Genomic DNA, 15,187 nt, shown 5'->3' with positions numbered 1-15,187 from the left:
TCCCCTTCCTAGACCCTAGCTCTTGCGGCCAGGGTTCGGTGCCGGCGACACGATGCGCCAGACATTGACCATCCCGGCGATCCCGCCGAGCACCACGAACAGAATCAGGAGAAACGGCCTGGTGTGGAACAAGCGGTCCAGCCCGTATCCGATCAACAAGCCCGCCACCACAGCCGAGAGCAGCTCGATGCCGACCCGGAAGAACACGGTAAAGGCGGACATGTCCGTCGGCACCGCGTTGGGCTGATCCGAAGGCCTGTCGAGACCCCGCTTGCTGCGGGCTTCGGCCAGTCTCGAATCGAAAGACTTGGTCTCGGTCGTTCCGGGGCCGGTCTTATCCTCATCCATGAAACGCACCTCCTGACAGGCGCATCGGCTCACTACCGGCGGTGCAACGACCTGTCAAGGAACTGGCAAACCTTTCAGTAGGATGCACTTTTCTTGGTCAGATCTGTGGCCGGCGCGGCACGCAGCGCCACACCCTCGAACAGGGACTGTCCGATATAACCGCCAGGACCTCCGGTGCCGGGCGGGATCAGGAACAGGCCGCCGCCCACATGGGTCGCGTACTGGTTCAACAGATCCAGCTTCGACATGCCGTCATAGATCCGCACGAAACCCGAACGCGGGTCGCGCTGGTAGCAGATGAAGAACAGGCCGGCATCGTATTCCAGCCCCTGGTGCCAGGGCGGCCAGCGCTCGGCCACGAAATTCAGCCCGTCATTGTAGGAATAGGCCCGGCGCAGGATCTCGGCCCCGTCCGTCGTCGCGGCGGAACCCAGGCGCACATGGCTGTTCTCGCCGATCACCGGGTTGCCGTCCTTGTCGGTCGCATCCAGGTCGAGCGGGTCGAACTCGCTCTTGCCCGTCAGCGGCGCTCCGCTCAGCTTCTTGCGGCCGAACACCTCCTCCTGGAACGACACCGCGGTGCGGTCCCAATGCTCCAGGAAGATGCGGATGCGGCGGGCCACCATGTAGGAGCCGTTGCGCATCCAGTTCTGGTCGTCGCCATCGGCCCAGACCACCTTCTCCGGCGAGCCCGAATAGAATTTCTTGCCGCCGCAGATCGCATGCACGTCGCCGGGACGGCTCGAGATCGGGTTCTGGGTGCCGTCCTTGAACCCCATCAGGTTGCGCGGCGTGTCCTTGGCCGCGAACTGGGCGTTGTAGCCGTTCTGAATCCAGCGCAGCTGCGCCACGCCGTCGGCCATGCGCGCGAGCTGCCGCACGGCATGGAACGCCACCTGCGGATCGTCGGCGCAGGCCTGGATCGACAGGTCGCCGCCGGTATTGCCCGGCACGAGCTGGTCGCCGTTGAACCGCGGCAGGTCGATCATCGCCGCCGGACGGCGCGACTTCAGCCCGTAGCGATCCACCCCGTTCTTCTCGAACAAACCGGCGCCGAAGCCGAAGGTGATCGACAGGCGCGCGGGTCCCAGACCCAGCGCGTCGCCGCTATCCACCGGCGGCTTCTCCGGATCGCCGTCCATCGGTGCCACGGTCTGGCCACGGCAAAGACGGCGCGCGGCCTCGGTCCAGCGCTGCATCAGCGCCTTCACCGCCGGGCCGTCCTCGGTCTCCAGATCCAGCGCCACGAAACAGGTGTGGTTCTGCAGCGGCGTCAGGATGCCGGCCTGATACGGCCCGTCGAACGGCACGCTTTCGTTGCGAGACGGGCCGCGCGCCTCGGGCGTGATCCCCTTGGCCTCGGTCTGGGTGGCGGCACGCGCGCCGGAAAACGGGCAAACGGCCCCGGCGGCGGCAAGGCCGCCGGCGCCCTTCAGGAAGTTCCGCCGCGAAGCGGACTCGTCGCTGGACAACGAACCGGTATCCTTCAATGGGCGAGAACGAGCGTGTTCACGTCGTCCTCGACATAATAGAAGCCCTTCTTGTCGGGCGTCAGGGCAAGGCCGAACAGATCGCCGCTGCCGGGCGGCTGCTGCGCCTTGTCCACGTCGATCCATTGCGACGTCACCTGCTTGTGCGCGGCGGGATCGATCTCCACCGCGCGGCCGTCGAGACCGTTCGTGGTCAGCAGCGTGTCCCCCGGTCCGTTGATCAGCGCCAGAGGCCGGTTCAGGAGCCCGTCCTTGGTGATCTCCACCCCGGTCCCGGCGCTGTCGGTGCGGGTCAGCGCGTCGGGGATCTGCACGATGCGGTTGCCGATCGCGTCCGAGACGTAGATCGACCCGTTCGGACCCAGCGCGACCCCGGTCGGGCCGATGATGAACACGCTCTTGTCGGCCTGCTCGGCGAACCCGTCCGCGACCACCACCGGCGCGCCATGCTCCGGCTTGCCGCCCTTGGGGATCGTCACCGGAATCCGCACCACGGTCGCTTTGGACACGATCGGCGCGGCGCCGGTCTTCGGGGGCGCCCCCACCCCATAGCCGGTGTTGCTGACGAACAAGGTGGCGCTGTCGCCCTTGTCGATCACCGCCATGTTGCCCCACGGCCCGTTGATCTTCGGGTCGGTCCACACATCGGCCAGATCGCCGTTCCGGTCGAACACCAGCAGGCAGCCCTGGCCCTTGGTCGCCGTGGTGCCGTCCTTGGACGGCAGGCTGCCGACGATCACCCAGCCGCTGCGCAGAACCGCCATCGCCGTGGTCAGACCCACGCCGCCGGGGCAGCGATCCAGCGTGCGCGGCACGGAGGCGAACAGGGACAACGACTTCTTCGCCGGATCGATCGACACCAGCGTGCCGCCCGCCCCCTGGAGATTGCCGTCATTGTTGAAATTGCTCACCAGCACATGGTCGCGCACCAGCTTGCCGGTGGTGACGGGCGACACCACCACCGCATAGGGGTTCTGGTCGCCATTGGCCGGAACGGTGGTGCTCACCGTGCTGCGACGCTTCAAGCCGGACAGGAACGACGCGTCGCCGGCGAGGGCCGGGCCGGCCAGAGCCAGCAGCGACACGGCGGCGGCGAGCAGGGATCTGGTGGTCATCGTGCGTCCTAGAAGGTGACGTTGAAACGGAGCCCGGCGACGAACTCGTTGGAGATCCGCCGGTCCGGCCGGTTCTGGTCGGCGATGCCTCCCCCCGGCGTGAAGATGTATTGCAGGTCTGGCTGCAGCATCAGCCACGCCACCGGGAAATACTGGTAGGCCAGCTCCAGATAGCTTTCCGACGTCCGGATCGGCGAATACACGCCCGGCCCGGCATAATCCTGCGCCATGCGCGACGCCTCGGTGGCGTTGCGCGCCAGCTTGGTGAACCCGCCGCCGAACATCGCCGAATCCGAAGACCGTCCGACGAACGGCTCGTGCAGCACCACGCCCAGATTGGCGGCGAAATCCACCAGGTTACGGTCGCCCGGCGCGCCCATCACCCGGCTGAACAGGTTCACGCTGCGCGCATCGTTCGGGTCCGGGCGCCAGATCATCTGATCCACCACCCCGTACATGGCGAAATTGTGCCGCCGCATCAGCTGGTGCCCGTTGCTGTCGGGCGAGGAGAACGGCACGAAGCGGTTGTCGTAGCGCAGGTCGGGGAAATTGGCGCTGTCGAACCACGCCCCCAGCTTGTAGGTGCCGGGCAGGCCGGGCCGGGCCGCACCCTTGGCCATCTCCCCCGACACGGGCGCGTTCAGCGCGTAATCGATCTCGGCGATCATCAGCGCGCCGGTCTTCAGGTTGAAGATCTCGCTGCCGCCGCTCGCCGGCTGCGGGTCGTTCTCGAACGGCCCGCCCCCCGGATTGTCGTCGAACACGCCGCCCAGAACGGTGAAGCGGCCGATATTCGCCCGTCCGCGCACGCCCAGCGACGACAACGGATAGGCAGGGCCGCCCGCATACATGTCGTAGGAGGGCAGGGCCGGCCAGCCGAACATGGTGTTGGCGAACAGAGCGGCGCTGGCGCTGGTGATGAATTCCTGGTCCAGGCTCTGCAGGCCGATCTTGGTGTCGATCTGACCGTCCCGGAACTGCTGGTCGTACCACAGCTCCCACAGCCGCGTGGCACGGCTCGCCTCGATGCCGCTGATGGTGTTCAGGTTGTCGAGATTGTCCTGGCTCAGGCTGCGGCCATGGATCTGGAACGCGCTGACGTTGAAAATGCCGCCCTGGAGACCGATCGCCCGCCCCAGATCGACGCCGACGCTGGCCTCGGTCAGCCCGTCATAGGTGGCGCCACGGTTGATGCCGCCGGTCGGATTGCCGAATACTTCGCCGATCTCGCTCAGCCCGAACGTCACGCCGTACTGGTTCAGCCAGGGCCGCGCGCCCCAGGCCGGCCCAAGCAGGTTGCCGCCGCTGGGCTGCGCATGCGCGGCCATCGGCAAGGTCAACAGCAGGGCGGCACCGACGGATACGGCGCGCGGATCGATCCGACGGGCCAAGCAGTATGTCTCCAAGACAAAGAATGACAATCAGTCGCAACAACGCGCGTGCTTGTAGGTCAGCCTGCCGAATACCGTCAATCGTCATGTTTTGACATCATCGAGACATCTCGATGTCGGCCGCGCCCGCTCCGTCGCGCCCACACCGGACCGGCGAACGCCGTATCGCGCATATCATCCTGGAATCATGCCGCCGATCTCCGATCGGTACTCCCGATCAACCGGCCAGACCCGGTTCCGCCAGGCGTGACGCCCCCCGGCTGGCGTCTGGCAGCCGCGCGTCGGCGCCATGACGGCGCCATGACGGCGGCAGCGGCGGCGACCGGCGAAACCCGGGCCTTGCCGTCTTTTTCAATCGATGGGCAGGCGCGCCATGTAGTCGCGCATCAACGTCACCTGTCCGTTCCGGCGGGTGATGAACCAGACATAACCGATCCGGAACGGCACCCCAGCCGTGTCGTGATGGTCACCGGTCGCCTCGACGATGGTCTCTTCACCGTCTTCGTGCACATGCGTGACGTCGAAACGCCCGAAGCGGATGCGGGCGAACACCGCCTCCAGATAGGCGCCGATCGCGTCGCGTCCTTCCACCCTGCGTGTGGACCCGGCATCGGCGAACGGAAATTCGTGTACCCCGTCCGGTGCATAGAGCGCCATCCAGCCGGCAAGCTCGCCCCTGGTCAGCGACGAGACGGCATCGGCCAGCCATTCGGGGAGAACGGGAGTTGCGATACGATCGTTGGGCATGATCAGCCATTCCCTGAATTAAGGACCATGAGTCCGAAAACCTCTAGCATAACGGACCCCGGGTCCGAAAGAGGCGAGCCGCGTCGCGGCCGACCGGCCGCCGATCCGGCACGTATGCTTGCGGCCGCCGAAACCCTCTTCCAGGCGGCGAAACAGCCCGGATCGGTCACGATGGAGGAAATCGCCGCCGCGGCCGGTGTCGGCAAGGGAACCGTGTTTCGTGCCTTCGGCACCCGCGAGGGCCTGCTCGACGCGCTCTGGGCGGCGAAAGGCGCCGATCTGAGGGCGCGGCTGGAACCCGCGCAGGCGGAGACGACCGAAGCGGCGACGCTCGAGACGCTGCTCGCGTGTCTCGACGCGCTCCTCGTCTTCAAGATCGCCAACCGCCATCTGGTACGGGCGCGGGAAGGCGCGCCGGACCTGGCCCGTTCGGAGAATTACCGCTGGGCGCGCCGCGTTCTCCGCACGCTGCTGGACCGCGCGGCACCCCGGGCGCCCACGGACCGCGTCGCCTATGCCGCCGAGCTGATGCTCGCGGGGCTCCACGTCGACCCGATCGAGCACCTGCTGGAACAAGGGCTCACGGAGCGGGCGCTGCGCGATACACAGCGCTTCCACGCCGAAGCCATCGTCGAGACGCTGCGCCAATGGCCGGCCTGACCACCGTCAGGGCCGGCCCCGGATGAAAGCCTATTCCGCCGCTTCGGCGTAGGTCTCCATCGGCGGGCAGGAACACACGAGGTTCCGGTCGCCATAGGAATTGTCGAGACGACCCACGGGCGGGAAATACTTGTCCTGCGCCGTCACGCCGCCGGGCAGACACCCCGCCTCCCGGCTGTACGGACGATCCCACCCGCTCGACACCAGATCCGCCAGCGTATGCGGCGCATGGCGCAGCGGGCTGGCGTCCACCGCCATCTCGCCGTTCTCCACCGCCTCGATCTCGGCGCGGATGGCCAGCATCGCATCGCAGAACCGGTCCAGCTCGACCCGGCTTTCCGACTCCGTCGGCTCGATCATGAAGGTGCCCGCCACCGGGAAGCTCACCGTCGGCGCATGGAACCCATGGTCGATCAGGCGCTTGGCGATGTCGTCCACGGTGATGCCGTGCTTGTCCTTGAACGGACGCAGATCGACGATGCACTCGTGCGCCACGCGGCCCTGCGCGCCCCGATACAGCACCGGATAGGCGCCCTCGAGACGCTTCACGATGTAGTTCGAGTTCAGGATCGCCACCTGCGTCGCGCGGCGCAGCCCGTCCGCCCCCATCAGCAGCATGTAGGCATAGGAAATCGGCAGGATCGAGGCCGACCCCCAGTTCGCCGCCGACACGGCATGCGCGCCGCCCCGGTCCGGACGACCGGGCAGGAACGGCGCCAGATGCGCGCCGACGCCGATCGGGCCCATGCCGGGACCGCCGCCGCCATGCGGAATGCAGAAGGTCTTGTGCAGGTTGAAATGGCTCACGTCGGCGCCGAACGCGCCCGGACGCGACAAACCCACCTGGGCGTTCAGATTGGCCCCGTCCAGATAGACCTGCCCGCCGGCCTCGTGCACCAGATCGCAGATCTCGCGTACCTGCTCCTCGAACACGCCATGCGTGGACGGGTAGGTGATCATGATCGCCGCGAGCTGGTCGCGATGCTGCGCGATCTTGGCGCGCAGATCGCTCACATCCACGTTGCCCTCGCGGTCGCAGCCCACCACCACCACGCGCATGCCGACCATATGGGCGGAAGCCGGGTTGGTGCCGTGCGCGGAGGCCGGGATCAGGCAGATGTCGCGATGCGCCTCGCCGCGTGCGCGGTGATAGCCGCGGATCGCCAGCAGACCGGCATATTCGCCCTGGGCGCCCGAATTGGGCTGCAAGGACACGGCATCGTAGCCGCTCACCGCGCAGAGCTTTGCTTCCAGATCGGCGAACAGCTCCGCATAGCCCTCGGCCTGATCGGCCGGCGCGAACGGATGCATGTCGCAGAAGCCCGGCCAGGTGATCGGCATCATCTCCACCGTGGCGTTCAGCTTCATGGTGCAGGAGCCGAGCGGGATCATGGTCCGGTCCAGCGCCAGATCCCGGTCCGACAAGCGGCGCAGGAAGCGCAGCATCTCGGTCTCGGAATGATGGGTGCGGAACACCTCGTGCTCCAGCAGCGCCCCGGTCCGGCGCAGCTCCGCCGGGATGGCGTCCTCCGCCGACAGGGACGCCTCGTCCGGCTGGCCGCCGAAGGCCTGCCACACCGCGCGGATGATCTCCGGCGTAGTGGTTTCGTCCAGGCTGACGCCCAGCCGCCCGTCATCGATCCGGCGCAGATTGATGCCCGCGTCGAGCGCGCGCGCCAGGATCGCATCGGTCTCGGTTCCGGTCTTCACCGTCACCGTGTCGAAGAAGCGGTCGTTCTCCACCGCGCAGCCCAGCGCGCGCAGACCCGCCGCCAGGACCTGCGCCCGGCGCGCCACGTGCGACGCGATCGCGCGCAACCCGTCCGGGCCGTGATGCACCGCATACATCGCGGCGATCACCGCCAGCAGAACCTGCGCGGTGCAGATGTTGGAGGTCGCCTTCTCGCGGCGGATATGCTGCTCGCGGGTCTGAAGCGCGAGGCGATAGGCCGGACGCCCGGCCGCATCGATCGACACCCCCACCAGACGCCCCGGCATGGAGCGCTTGAACGCGTCGCGCACCGCCATGTAGGCCGCATGCGGCCCGCCATATCCCATCGGCACGCCGAAACGCTGCATCGAGCCGATGGCGATGTCCGCGCCCAGCGCGCCCGGCGAAGCCAGCAGAACCAGCGCCAGCGGATCGGCCGCCATCGCCACCAGCGCGCCCGCCTCGTGCAGACGGGCGATCAGCGCGCGCGGATCGCGGATGCGGCCATGGGTGTCGGGATATTGCAGCAGCGCGCCGAACACGGCCCCAGCGTCGGCCGTTTCCGGATCGCACACGACGAGGTCGATGCCCATCGGCTCGGCCCGGGTCCGCAGCACCGCCAGGGTCTGCGGATGCACGCCCGCATCGACGAGGAAGCTGTTGCTCTTCGCCTTCGCCATGCGCTTGGCCAGCGTCATCGCTTCCGCCGCCGCCGTCGCCTCGTCCAGAAGCGAGGCATTGGCCACGTCGAGACCGGTCAGGTCGCAGACCAGGGTCTGGAACGCCAGAAGCGCTTCCAGGCGACCCTGGCTGATCTCCGGCTGATACGGGGTATAGGCCGTGTACCAGGCCGGATTTTCCAGGATGTTGCGCTGGATCACGCCGGGCAGGATGGTGCCGTGATAGCCCTGGCCGATCAGCGAGGTGAGAACCCGGTTGCGCCCGGCCATGCCGCGCAGCCTGGCCAGAACCGCCGTCTCGGTCAGCCCTTCGCCCAGACCCGCCGCCGCCCAGGCGTCGTCCCAGGCCCCCGGCGCCATGCGGATCGAGGACGGCACGGTTTCCGCCGTCAACGCTTCCAGATCGGCCGCGCCGATCACGCGCAACATCGCTGCGACCTCGGCCGCATCCGGGCCGATATGCCGCTTGGCAAACGAGTCGCCCGATGCGCTCGTGCCGGCCCAGAGTGTCTGCTCGGTCATCGGACTATCGATTCTTAACGCTTGTAGGTGGGGGGAACGAACGGGGTCGGGCTCACGGTCACGGAAACCGGACGGCCGCGCAGTTCGGACAGGAGAACGGTGCCCGGCTGGGCCAGGGCGGTCGGCACGTAGCCCATCGCCACGGGCGCCTGCAGCGTCGGCCCGAACGCGCCGGACGTCACATGCCCGACCGGCGTGGTCGGATCGTCCGGCAGGAACAACGGCGCACCCGCCCGCAACGGCGCGCGGCCGTCCGGGCGCAGACCCACGCGGCGGCGCGCGGCCCCGTTCTCCAGCTCGGCCAGAATGCGCGCGGCGCCGATGAACCCGTCGCCCCGCACGCCGCCGAAGCGGCGGCTCTTCTGGATCGCCCATTCCAGCGCCGCTTCCACCGGGCTGGTGCCGGTGTCGAGATCGGAACCGTACAGGCACAGACCGGCTTCAAGGCGCAGGCTGTCGCGCGCGCCCAGACCGATCGGCAGAACGTCGGGCTGCGCCAGCAGGCGGCGCGCGATCGCCTCGGCCGCACGGGCCGGCATGCCGATCTCGAACCCGTCCTCGCCGGTATAGCCGGAGCGCGACACGGTGCAGTCATGCCCGTCGATCGAGAGGCGGCGGAAATCCATGAACCGCATCGCCGTCACTTCGGGCGCCAGGGCGGCCAGAGCCGCCTCCGCGCCCGGACCCTGCAATGCCAGCAGCGCCCGGTCGGCCTGGAACACGATCTCGCAATCCGCGCCCAGATGCTGCTGCAGATGCGCCAGATCGGCCAGCTTCGGCCCGGCATTCACCACCAGGAACAGACGATCCTCTTCGGCGGCGACCATCAGATCGTCCGAGATGCCGCCTTCCGGCGTGGTGAACAGCGCATAACGCTGCCGCCCCGGCTTCAACGCGACGATATCCGCCGGCACCAGACGCTCCAGCGCCAGAGCGGCATCCAGCAGCTTGCCCGAGCGATGGCGCAGGCCGATCTGGCCCATGTGCGACACGTCGAACAGGCCGCAGGCGGAGCGCACATGGGTGTGCTCGGTCATGATCCCGGTCGGATACTGCACCGGCATCTCGTAGCCGGCGAACGGCACCATGCGGCCGCCCAGCTCGAGATGAAGCGCATGCAGCGGCGTGCGCGACAAAGGCTCCGGCGTCACCGCCGCGATGGCATGCTCGTCCATCAGGCAGCCTTCGCACCGGCGGACGCGGTACCGGCGCCGTAGAGCGGGAAGCGCTTGCACAAGGCCTTCACCGACGCATGCGCGGCGTTCTCCGCCGCCGAATTGTCGTCCGGATTCTGCTTCAGCCCGTCCAGGACGTCGGCGATCAGGTTCGCCACCTCGCGGAACTCGGCTTCGCCGAAACCGCGCGTGGTGGCGGCAGGCGACCCCAGGCGGATGCCGCTGGTCTGCGCAGGCGGCAGCGGATCGTAGGGGATGCCGTTCTTGTTGCAGGTCAGGCCGGCCCGCTCCAGGGACGCTTCCGCCGCCTTGCCGGTCACGCCGGCACGACGCAGATCCAGCAGAACCAGATGCGTGTCGGTGCCGCCCGCCACCAGCTCGTGCCCGCGCGCCACGAGCTGCTCGCCCAGCACACGCGCATTCACCACCACCTGGGCGGCATAGTCGCGGAAATCCGGACGCAGAGCCTCGCCGAACGCCACCGCCTTGGCGGCGATCACATGCATCAGCGGCCCACCCTGCTGGCCGGGGAACACCGCCGAATTGATCTTCTTGGCCAAAGCCTCGTCGTTGCACAGGATCATGCCGCCGCGCGGACCGCGCAGGGTCTTGTGCGTTGTCGTGGTCGCCACATGCGCGTGCGGGAACGGGCTCGGATGCGCGCCGCCCGCCACGAGACCGGCGAAATGCGCCATGTCCACCATCAGAAGCGCGCCCACCTCGTCGGCGATGGCGCGGAACCGGGCGAAATCGATCTGGCGCGGAATCGCCGAACCGCCGGCGATGATCAGCTTCGGCTTGTGCTCGCGCGCCAGGCTCTCGACCTGGTCGTAATCCAGCAGACCGTCCTGGCGGCGCACGCCGTACTGCACGGCGTTGAACCACTTGCCGCTCACGGTCGGCTTGGCGCCGTGCGTCAGATGGCCGCCGGCATCGATCGCCATGCCGAGAAACGTGTCGCCCGGCTTCAGCAGCGCCATCATCACGGCGCCGTTGGCCTGCGCGCCCGAATGCGGCTGCACGTTGGCGTAGCCGCAGCCGAACAGCTTGGTCGCGCGCTCGATCGCCGCCGTCTCGACCACATCAACCTCGGCGCAACCGCCGTAATAGCGCCGGCCCGGATAACCCTCGGCGTATTTGTTGGTCAGCACCGAACCCTGCGCCGCCAGAACCGCCGGAGACACGATGTTCTCGCTGGCGATCAGCTCGATGCCCTCGTCCTGACGCACCAGCTCGGCCGACAACGCGTCGGCGATCAGCGGATCGTCGCGGAGCGAGCGGGAAAAGAAGTCCGACATGGTGCTATCCTTCAGCATTCGACGTGGTTGACCGCGAGGTTGACCGGAAGGCGGCAGGTCACGGCAAGCCCGCCCAGGCTGGTTTCCTTGTATTTCGAACGCATGTCGTCGCCGGTCTGGCGCATGGTCTCGATCACGGCGTCCAGCGAGACGATGTGCTGCCCGTCGCCGCGAAGGGCAAGATAGGCCGCGTTGATCGCCTTCACCGCCCCCATCGTGTTGCGCTCGATGCAGGGCACCTGCACCAGACCGCCGATCGGATCGCAGGTCAGGCCCAGATTGTGCTCCATGCCGATCTCGGCCGCATTCTCGACCTGCGCATCCGTGCCGCCCAGAACCGCGCACAAAGCGGCGGCGGCCATGGAACACGCCACCCCCACCTCGCCCTGGCAGCCCATCTCGGCCGCGGAGATCGACGCGCGCTTCTTGTAGAGAAAGCCGATCGCCGCCGCCGTCAGCAGGAAACGTCGCGCACCCGCCGCGTCCGCGCCGGGGGTGAAACGCTCGTAGTAGCGCAGAACAGCGGGCAGAACCCCGGCAGCGCCGTTGGTCGGCGCCGTCACCACCCGGCCGCCGGCCGCGTTCTCCTCGTTCACGGCCAGAGCCCAGAGGCTCACCCATTCGAACACGTCCTGCGGACCGGGCGTGCGATCGGCGGCCTCCAGCGCCGCCTTGATCGCACCGGCACGGCGACGCACGCCGAGCCCGCCCGGCAGAATGCCGGACGCGCTGCAGCCGCGATCGATGCAGCCCGACATCGCCCCCGCCACGGCATCCAGAAACGCGTCGGTCTCCGCCTCGGAACGCCACACGGTCTCGTTGACCGACACCACCCCGGCAATGCCCAGACCGGACACGGTCGCCCGGTCCAGCAGCTCCTCGCCGGACGCGAAGGGGAAGGGCTGGCGCACATTGGCCGCCACCGGCGGCACGCCCGCTTCCAGAACCACCCCGCCGCCGATCGAATGGAACACGCGCTCCATCGCGCTGCCGTCTGCGAAGCCGCAGGTGAACAGAAGCGTGTTGGGGTGGCCGGGATGGAAGGTGTCGCGGTCGAACACCAGATCGCGCGCCTGGGCGAACGGCACCGGGACGCGGTCGCCCAGCATCAGCGTTCCGCCCGTCGCGATCGCACCCAGCAAAGCCGGCACGCGATCCGGATCGATCCCGTCCGGCGCCCAGCCGGCCAGACCCAGGATCACGGCGGTGTCGGTGGCATGGCCATGTCCGGTCAGCGCCAGGGAGCCGTAGAGGCGGCAATGCACCGAGACGGGCACGGTGCCGCGCTCGTCCGCCGTCTCGATCGCCGCCTGCGCGAACAAGCGCCCGGCCCGCATCGGACCCACGGTGTGCGAACTCGAAGGACCGATGCCGATCGTGTAGAGATCGAACACGCTGATCGCGCGGGCGAGCATGTCGCCGTTGGGGCGGCGTTCGGTGCGCAGGTCGGTGGTGTCGGCGTCGGTCATGGCACGGCGCTCCCGGGTGCGATCCTTGGTGCGATCGCCGGGGAACGGACGAAACGGTCCGTCAACGCGCCCCTTCTGTTTGCTTTGCCTGAGATCGTTATCCCGTCGGCGGACGCTCCCGCGGGGAACGCCTCTTTCCAGAAGTTCGAACCGATGCGGTCCTTCTGCCTGAGAGTTTCCGGGGCGGTTGCTCCTTCGGCGCCGGCCGGACCGAAGCCCCGCCGATCTCTCCCACATCGATGCCGGCTTCATCGCAGCCGGCAGGAACGGTGTCAATCAAAGAGACTCGGGCAAAGAGACACGGGACGCACCTCCAGCCAGACGGTCGCGTCCTGCCTGATGCGGACGACGCGGCGGACATGTCGGCCCTCCCGACGGAGACGGTTCTGTGCAAGCCTGCAACGATCAAGGAGCGTGCGGATCAACGAAGCGTCCGGTCGTGGAAGGCGTCGATGATCCGCCGAAATGCGAGAGGCCCCATGTCGCGACGACTGCTCGTCCTGCTCCGGGAAACCTTCGTTCCTTCCTTGCTCGTGGCGCTTCTCTCCGGGCCGATCGCGGCGCCATTCCTTGTTCTTGGCGCGTGCGTGCTCGAGCTTCGGAAAAATCTCTTTCAAGCTCCCGGCTACGTCGCCGCCTGGTCGAACGTCACGCTGGCGTGGTCGGATTTTTCCATGAGCCTGATGGTTCCGGTTCTCGGTCTGATCGGCTCTTTCGCGCTCTGGAAAACGACCTTGTCGTTCGGCTTCGTTTCTGCTCTCGCCCAGCATTGGGCAGGCCCATCCCGGCGAACCTCGATGGTAGTCGGCGCGATCTATGGTGGTGTCTGGGCCGTCTCATGCCGAATAATACATGTGGCCGAAGGCTCGGCGTGGATCCGCGCGGCATCGTTGATCGAAGACGTAGTTGTAAGCATCGCGATCGGCACGATCGTCGGCCGTCTCCTTCCATGGCGCTACCTGATTCGGTCCTGGTGGGAACCGGCCGAGAAGCGAGCCGAATGACGAACCACGGTCACGGCTCGTGACGCACCGACGATGTCGCCATCGCGGACGGCGTGCGGCGGAGGTCGTTCTGTCGCTGAAGGGTAGGACACAGTCGAGAAAGGAGATCGTGTCGACCGGATCGCGGCGGGGGGCTGTCTTTCTCCGGCCGGGCGCGCGGCGGGAGCGGCGTGATGCTTGGAAGGGGAGGCGACACTGCAGCCTCTTGCGGGCATTAAATTACACCATGTATGATAATGTGATCACGATCCCGTGGCGGTGGTTCCCCGTGCGGTTTCCGGGGCGGGGCAGGGCGTCGAAACGACGGGGCGTCATGCCGCGTCCGGCGGGTGGTTTTCCGATGGTCGATCGCGCAGGACGTTTCGCTTCCAGGACCGGCCCCCTGGCCGACCTGACGTCGCGCGAGCGGCTCGTGCTGCGCACGGTCCGGGCGCGCGGCACGGTGAGCCGCGCCGAACTGATCGAAGCAACCGGCCTGCCGGGCGTCGCCGTGTTCCGCGCCACCACCGATCTGGCCGGGCGCGGCCTGCTGGAGATCGGCGACACCGTGCTGCAGAAGCGTGGAAAACCCAGCAATGCGGTGCGACTGCGTGCGGGCGCCATCGCCGTGCTCGGCGTTTCCGTCATGGCCGATCATGCCGAGGCGGTGCTGATGGATTTCACCGGTACGATCCGCGCGGCGGCTCCCGTCGGCGTGCCCGGCCTGCACAGGGGCGAGGTGGCGGGTCGGATCGAACGGTTCCTCGACACCCAGCTGAACGGATCCGGATTGAAGCGGCGCGGCCTGATCGGCGCCGGGCTGGCGGTCGCCGGTTCCTTGCCCGGCGCGCCGGAGGACTGGACGCTGCCCGACCTGCCGGGCGCGATGCAGCAGGCGCTGGGCCTGCCGTTCGCGGTGGAGACCATCGCCCATGCGGCGGCGGTGGGCGAGCAGCTGCTCGGCGCCGGGCAGCGCTTCGAAAGCTTCGCGTATCTGGATATCGGGCATGGCTTCGGCGCCGGGCTGATCGATCGCGGCAGGCTGCTCCGGGGCAGGAGCGGCAAGGCGGGCGAGATGCAGGCTGTGCTGGCGGCGGCCGGTCTGCCCGTGCCGACGCTCGGCTCGCTCCGCGCCGATCTCGAGGGCGACGGGGTGCGGTTCCGCGACGCGGGCCATCTGGTCGCCGAACTCGATCCGTCCCTGCCGGCGGTGGAGCGCTGGATCGACCGGCACGCCCCGTCGGTGTCGTTCGCGGCGAACGCCGTGCAGGCCCTGTTCGACAGCGACGCCGTGGTTCTGGGCGGGCTGCTTCCTTCCGCCCTGGCCGATCGGCTGATCGGGCGCATCCGTTGGCCGGACGAGGAACGGGCGCTCCGGCCGCGACTGCTCAAGGCCGATGTGACGCGACACGCTGCCGCGACCGGCGCCGCCGCCACCCTGCTCGCCCAGGCCTTCCTGGACGGTTGAACGGCCGCGTCGGTCGGGACGCATCGGGGTCCCGAGGCGCGGAGAAGCCTGTTCCGGACCGGTCGAACGCCACGGTGAACGATGACGTGGTCACGGCGCAGATCGGCCGATGGCAACCGGGAGGCTCACC

General features: G+C 68.2%; 12 protein-coding genes and 1 riboswitch. Of the genes, 3 read left to right on the top strand and 9 right to left on the bottom strand.

Annotated features, from left to right (window positions below; genetic code table 11):
• Positions 1-15: 15 nt before the first annotated feature.
• From ACZ5BM_RS08525 to ACZ5BM_RS08505, 5 genes are all read right to left on the bottom strand, one after another.
• Positions 16-348, bottom strand: coding sequence for an AtpZ/AtpI family protein (locus ACZ5BM_RS08525; protein WP_498907478.1), 333 nt, complete (start codon positions 346-348; stop codon positions 16-18).
• A 74-nt stretch (positions 349-422) separates the two neighbouring features.
• A complete protein-coding gene (locus ACZ5BM_RS08520) occupies positions 423-1,820 on the bottom strand; it encodes a Dyp-type peroxidase (RefSeq protein ID WP_498907477.1) in 1,398 nt (465 codons plus the stop codon).
• A gap of 14 nt (positions 1,821-1,834) precedes the next feature.
• A complete protein-coding gene (locus ACZ5BM_RS08515; RefSeq protein WP_498907476.1) occupies positions 1,835-2,953 on the bottom strand; it encodes an NHL repeat-containing protein in 1,119 nt (372 codons plus the stop codon).
• Between the two features lie 8 nt (positions 2,954-2,961).
• Entirely contained in the window at positions 2,962-4,344 is a 1,383-nt protein-coding gene (locus ACZ5BM_RS08510) for a carbohydrate porin (RefSeq protein ID WP_498907475.1), read from the bottom strand.
• Positions 4,345-4,695: 351 nt separating this feature from the next.
• A complete protein-coding gene (locus ACZ5BM_RS08505; protein WP_498907474.1) occupies positions 4,696-5,091 on the bottom strand; it encodes a nuclear transport factor 2 family protein in 396 nt (131 codons plus the stop codon).
• Positions 5,092-5,205: 114 nt separating this feature from the next.
• Between ACZ5BM_RS08505 and ACZ5BM_RS08500 the strand changes: the two genes are divergently transcribed.
• Positions 5,206-5,751: a TetR/AcrR family transcriptional regulator gene (locus ACZ5BM_RS08500; protein WP_498907473.1), complete on the top strand. Its 546-nt coding sequence runs from the start codon at positions 5,206-5,208 to the stop codon at positions 5,749-5,751.
• Between the two features lie 30 nt (positions 5,752-5,781).
• Here the strand turns inward: ACZ5BM_RS08500 and gcvP are convergent, their stop codons facing one another.
• Genes gcvP through ACZ5BM_RS08480 form a run of 4 tightly spaced genes read right to left on the bottom strand, consistent with a single transcriptional unit; the run spans position 5,782 to position 12,552 of the window.
• Positions 5,782-8,664, bottom strand: a complete 2,883-nt coding sequence (gene gcvP, locus ACZ5BM_RS08495) for an aminomethyl-transferring glycine dehydrogenase (RefSeq protein WP_498907472.1) — start codon at positions 8,662-8,664, stop codon at positions 5,782-5,784.
• A 14-nt stretch (positions 8,665-8,678) separates the two neighbouring features.
• Complete coding sequence (gene gcvT / locus ACZ5BM_RS08490; protein ID WP_498907471.1) at positions 8,679-9,839, bottom strand: aminomethyltransferase family protein; 1,161 nt, start codon at positions 9,837-9,839, stop codon at positions 8,679-8,681.
• Positions 9,839-11,137 carry a serine hydroxymethyltransferase gene (glyA, locus tag ACZ5BM_RS08485; protein WP_498907470.1) on the bottom strand — a complete coding sequence of 433 codons (1,299 nt, stop codon included), beginning with the start codon at positions 11,135-11,137 and terminating at the stop codon, positions 9,839-9,841. Before glyA ends, gcvT begins: the two co-directional genes overlap by 1 nt.
• A gap of 11 nt (positions 11,138-11,148) precedes the next feature.
• Complete coding sequence (locus ACZ5BM_RS08480; RefSeq protein ID WP_498911552.1) at positions 11,149-12,552, bottom strand: L-serine ammonia-lyase; 1,404 nt, start codon at positions 12,550-12,552, stop codon at positions 11,149-11,151.
• Between the two features lie 200 nt (positions 12,553-12,752).
• A riboswitch (glycine riboswitch) is annotated at positions 12,753-12,850 on the bottom strand.
• 235 nt (positions 12,851-13,085) lie between these two features.
• Here ACZ5BM_RS08480 and ACZ5BM_RS08475 point away from each other — a divergent pair.
• Together ACZ5BM_RS08475 and ACZ5BM_RS08470 are read left to right on the top strand one after the other, a co-directional pair.
• The gene (locus tag ACZ5BM_RS08475; protein WP_498907469.1) at positions 13,086-13,610 is read left to right on the top strand and encodes a hypothetical protein; all 525 of its coding nucleotides are present in this window, start codon (positions 13,086-13,088) and stop codon (positions 13,608-13,610) included.
• 340 nt (positions 13,611-13,950) lie between these two features.
• The gene (locus ACZ5BM_RS08470) at positions 13,951-15,057 is read left to right on the top strand and encodes an ROK family transcriptional regulator (RefSeq protein ID WP_498907468.1); all 1,107 of its coding nucleotides are present in this window, start codon (positions 13,951-13,953) and stop codon (positions 15,055-15,057) included.
• Positions 15,058-15,187 lie beyond the last annotated feature (130 nt).

The organism is Lichenicola sp. GTC18331 (assembly GCF_055386855.1).
The sequence above is the reverse complement of the archived record's forward strand: the minus strand, read 5'-3'. Positions and strand labels throughout refer to the sequence as shown.

Bases quoted from the DNA above. Each gene is read 5' to 3' on its own strand.
- ACZ5BM_RS08470 (WP_498907468.1), top strand. From the start codon at position 13,951: ATGGTCGATCGCGCAGGACGTTTCGCTTCCAGGACCGGCCCCCTGGCC.
- ACZ5BM_RS08525 (WP_498907478.1), bottom strand. From the start codon at position 348: ATGGATGAGGATAAGACCGGCCCCGGAACGACCGAGACCAAGTCTTTC.
- gcvP (WP_498907472.1), bottom strand. From the start codon at position 8,664: ATGACCGAGCAGACACTCTGGGCCGGCACGAGCGCATCGGGCGACTCG.
- ACZ5BM_RS08500 (WP_498907473.1), top strand. From the start codon at position 5,206: ATGCTTGCGGCCGCCGAAACCCTCTTCCAGGCGGCGAAACAGCCCGGA.
- ACZ5BM_RS08480 (WP_498911552.1), bottom strand. From the start codon at position 12,552: ATGCTCGCCCGCGCGATCAGCGTGTTCGATCTCTACACGATCGGCATC.
- glyA (WP_498907470.1), bottom strand. From the start codon at position 11,137: ATGTCGGACTTCTTTTCCCGCTCGCTCCGCGACGATCCGCTGATCGCC.
- gcvT (WP_498907471.1), bottom strand. From the start codon at position 9,839: ATGGACGAGCATGCCATCGCGGCGGTGACGCCGGAGCCTTTGTCGCGC.
- ACZ5BM_RS08475 (WP_498907469.1), top strand. From the start codon at position 13,086: ATGTCGCGACGACTGCTCGTCCTGCTCCGGGAAACCTTCGTTCCTTCC.
- ACZ5BM_RS08505 (WP_498907474.1), bottom strand. From the start codon at position 5,091: ATGCCCAACGATCGTATCGCAACTCCCGTTCTCCCCGAATGGCTGGCC.
- ACZ5BM_RS08515 (WP_498907476.1), bottom strand. From the start codon at position 2,953: ATGACCACCAGATCCCTGCTCGCCGCCGCCGTGTCGCTGCTGGCTCTG.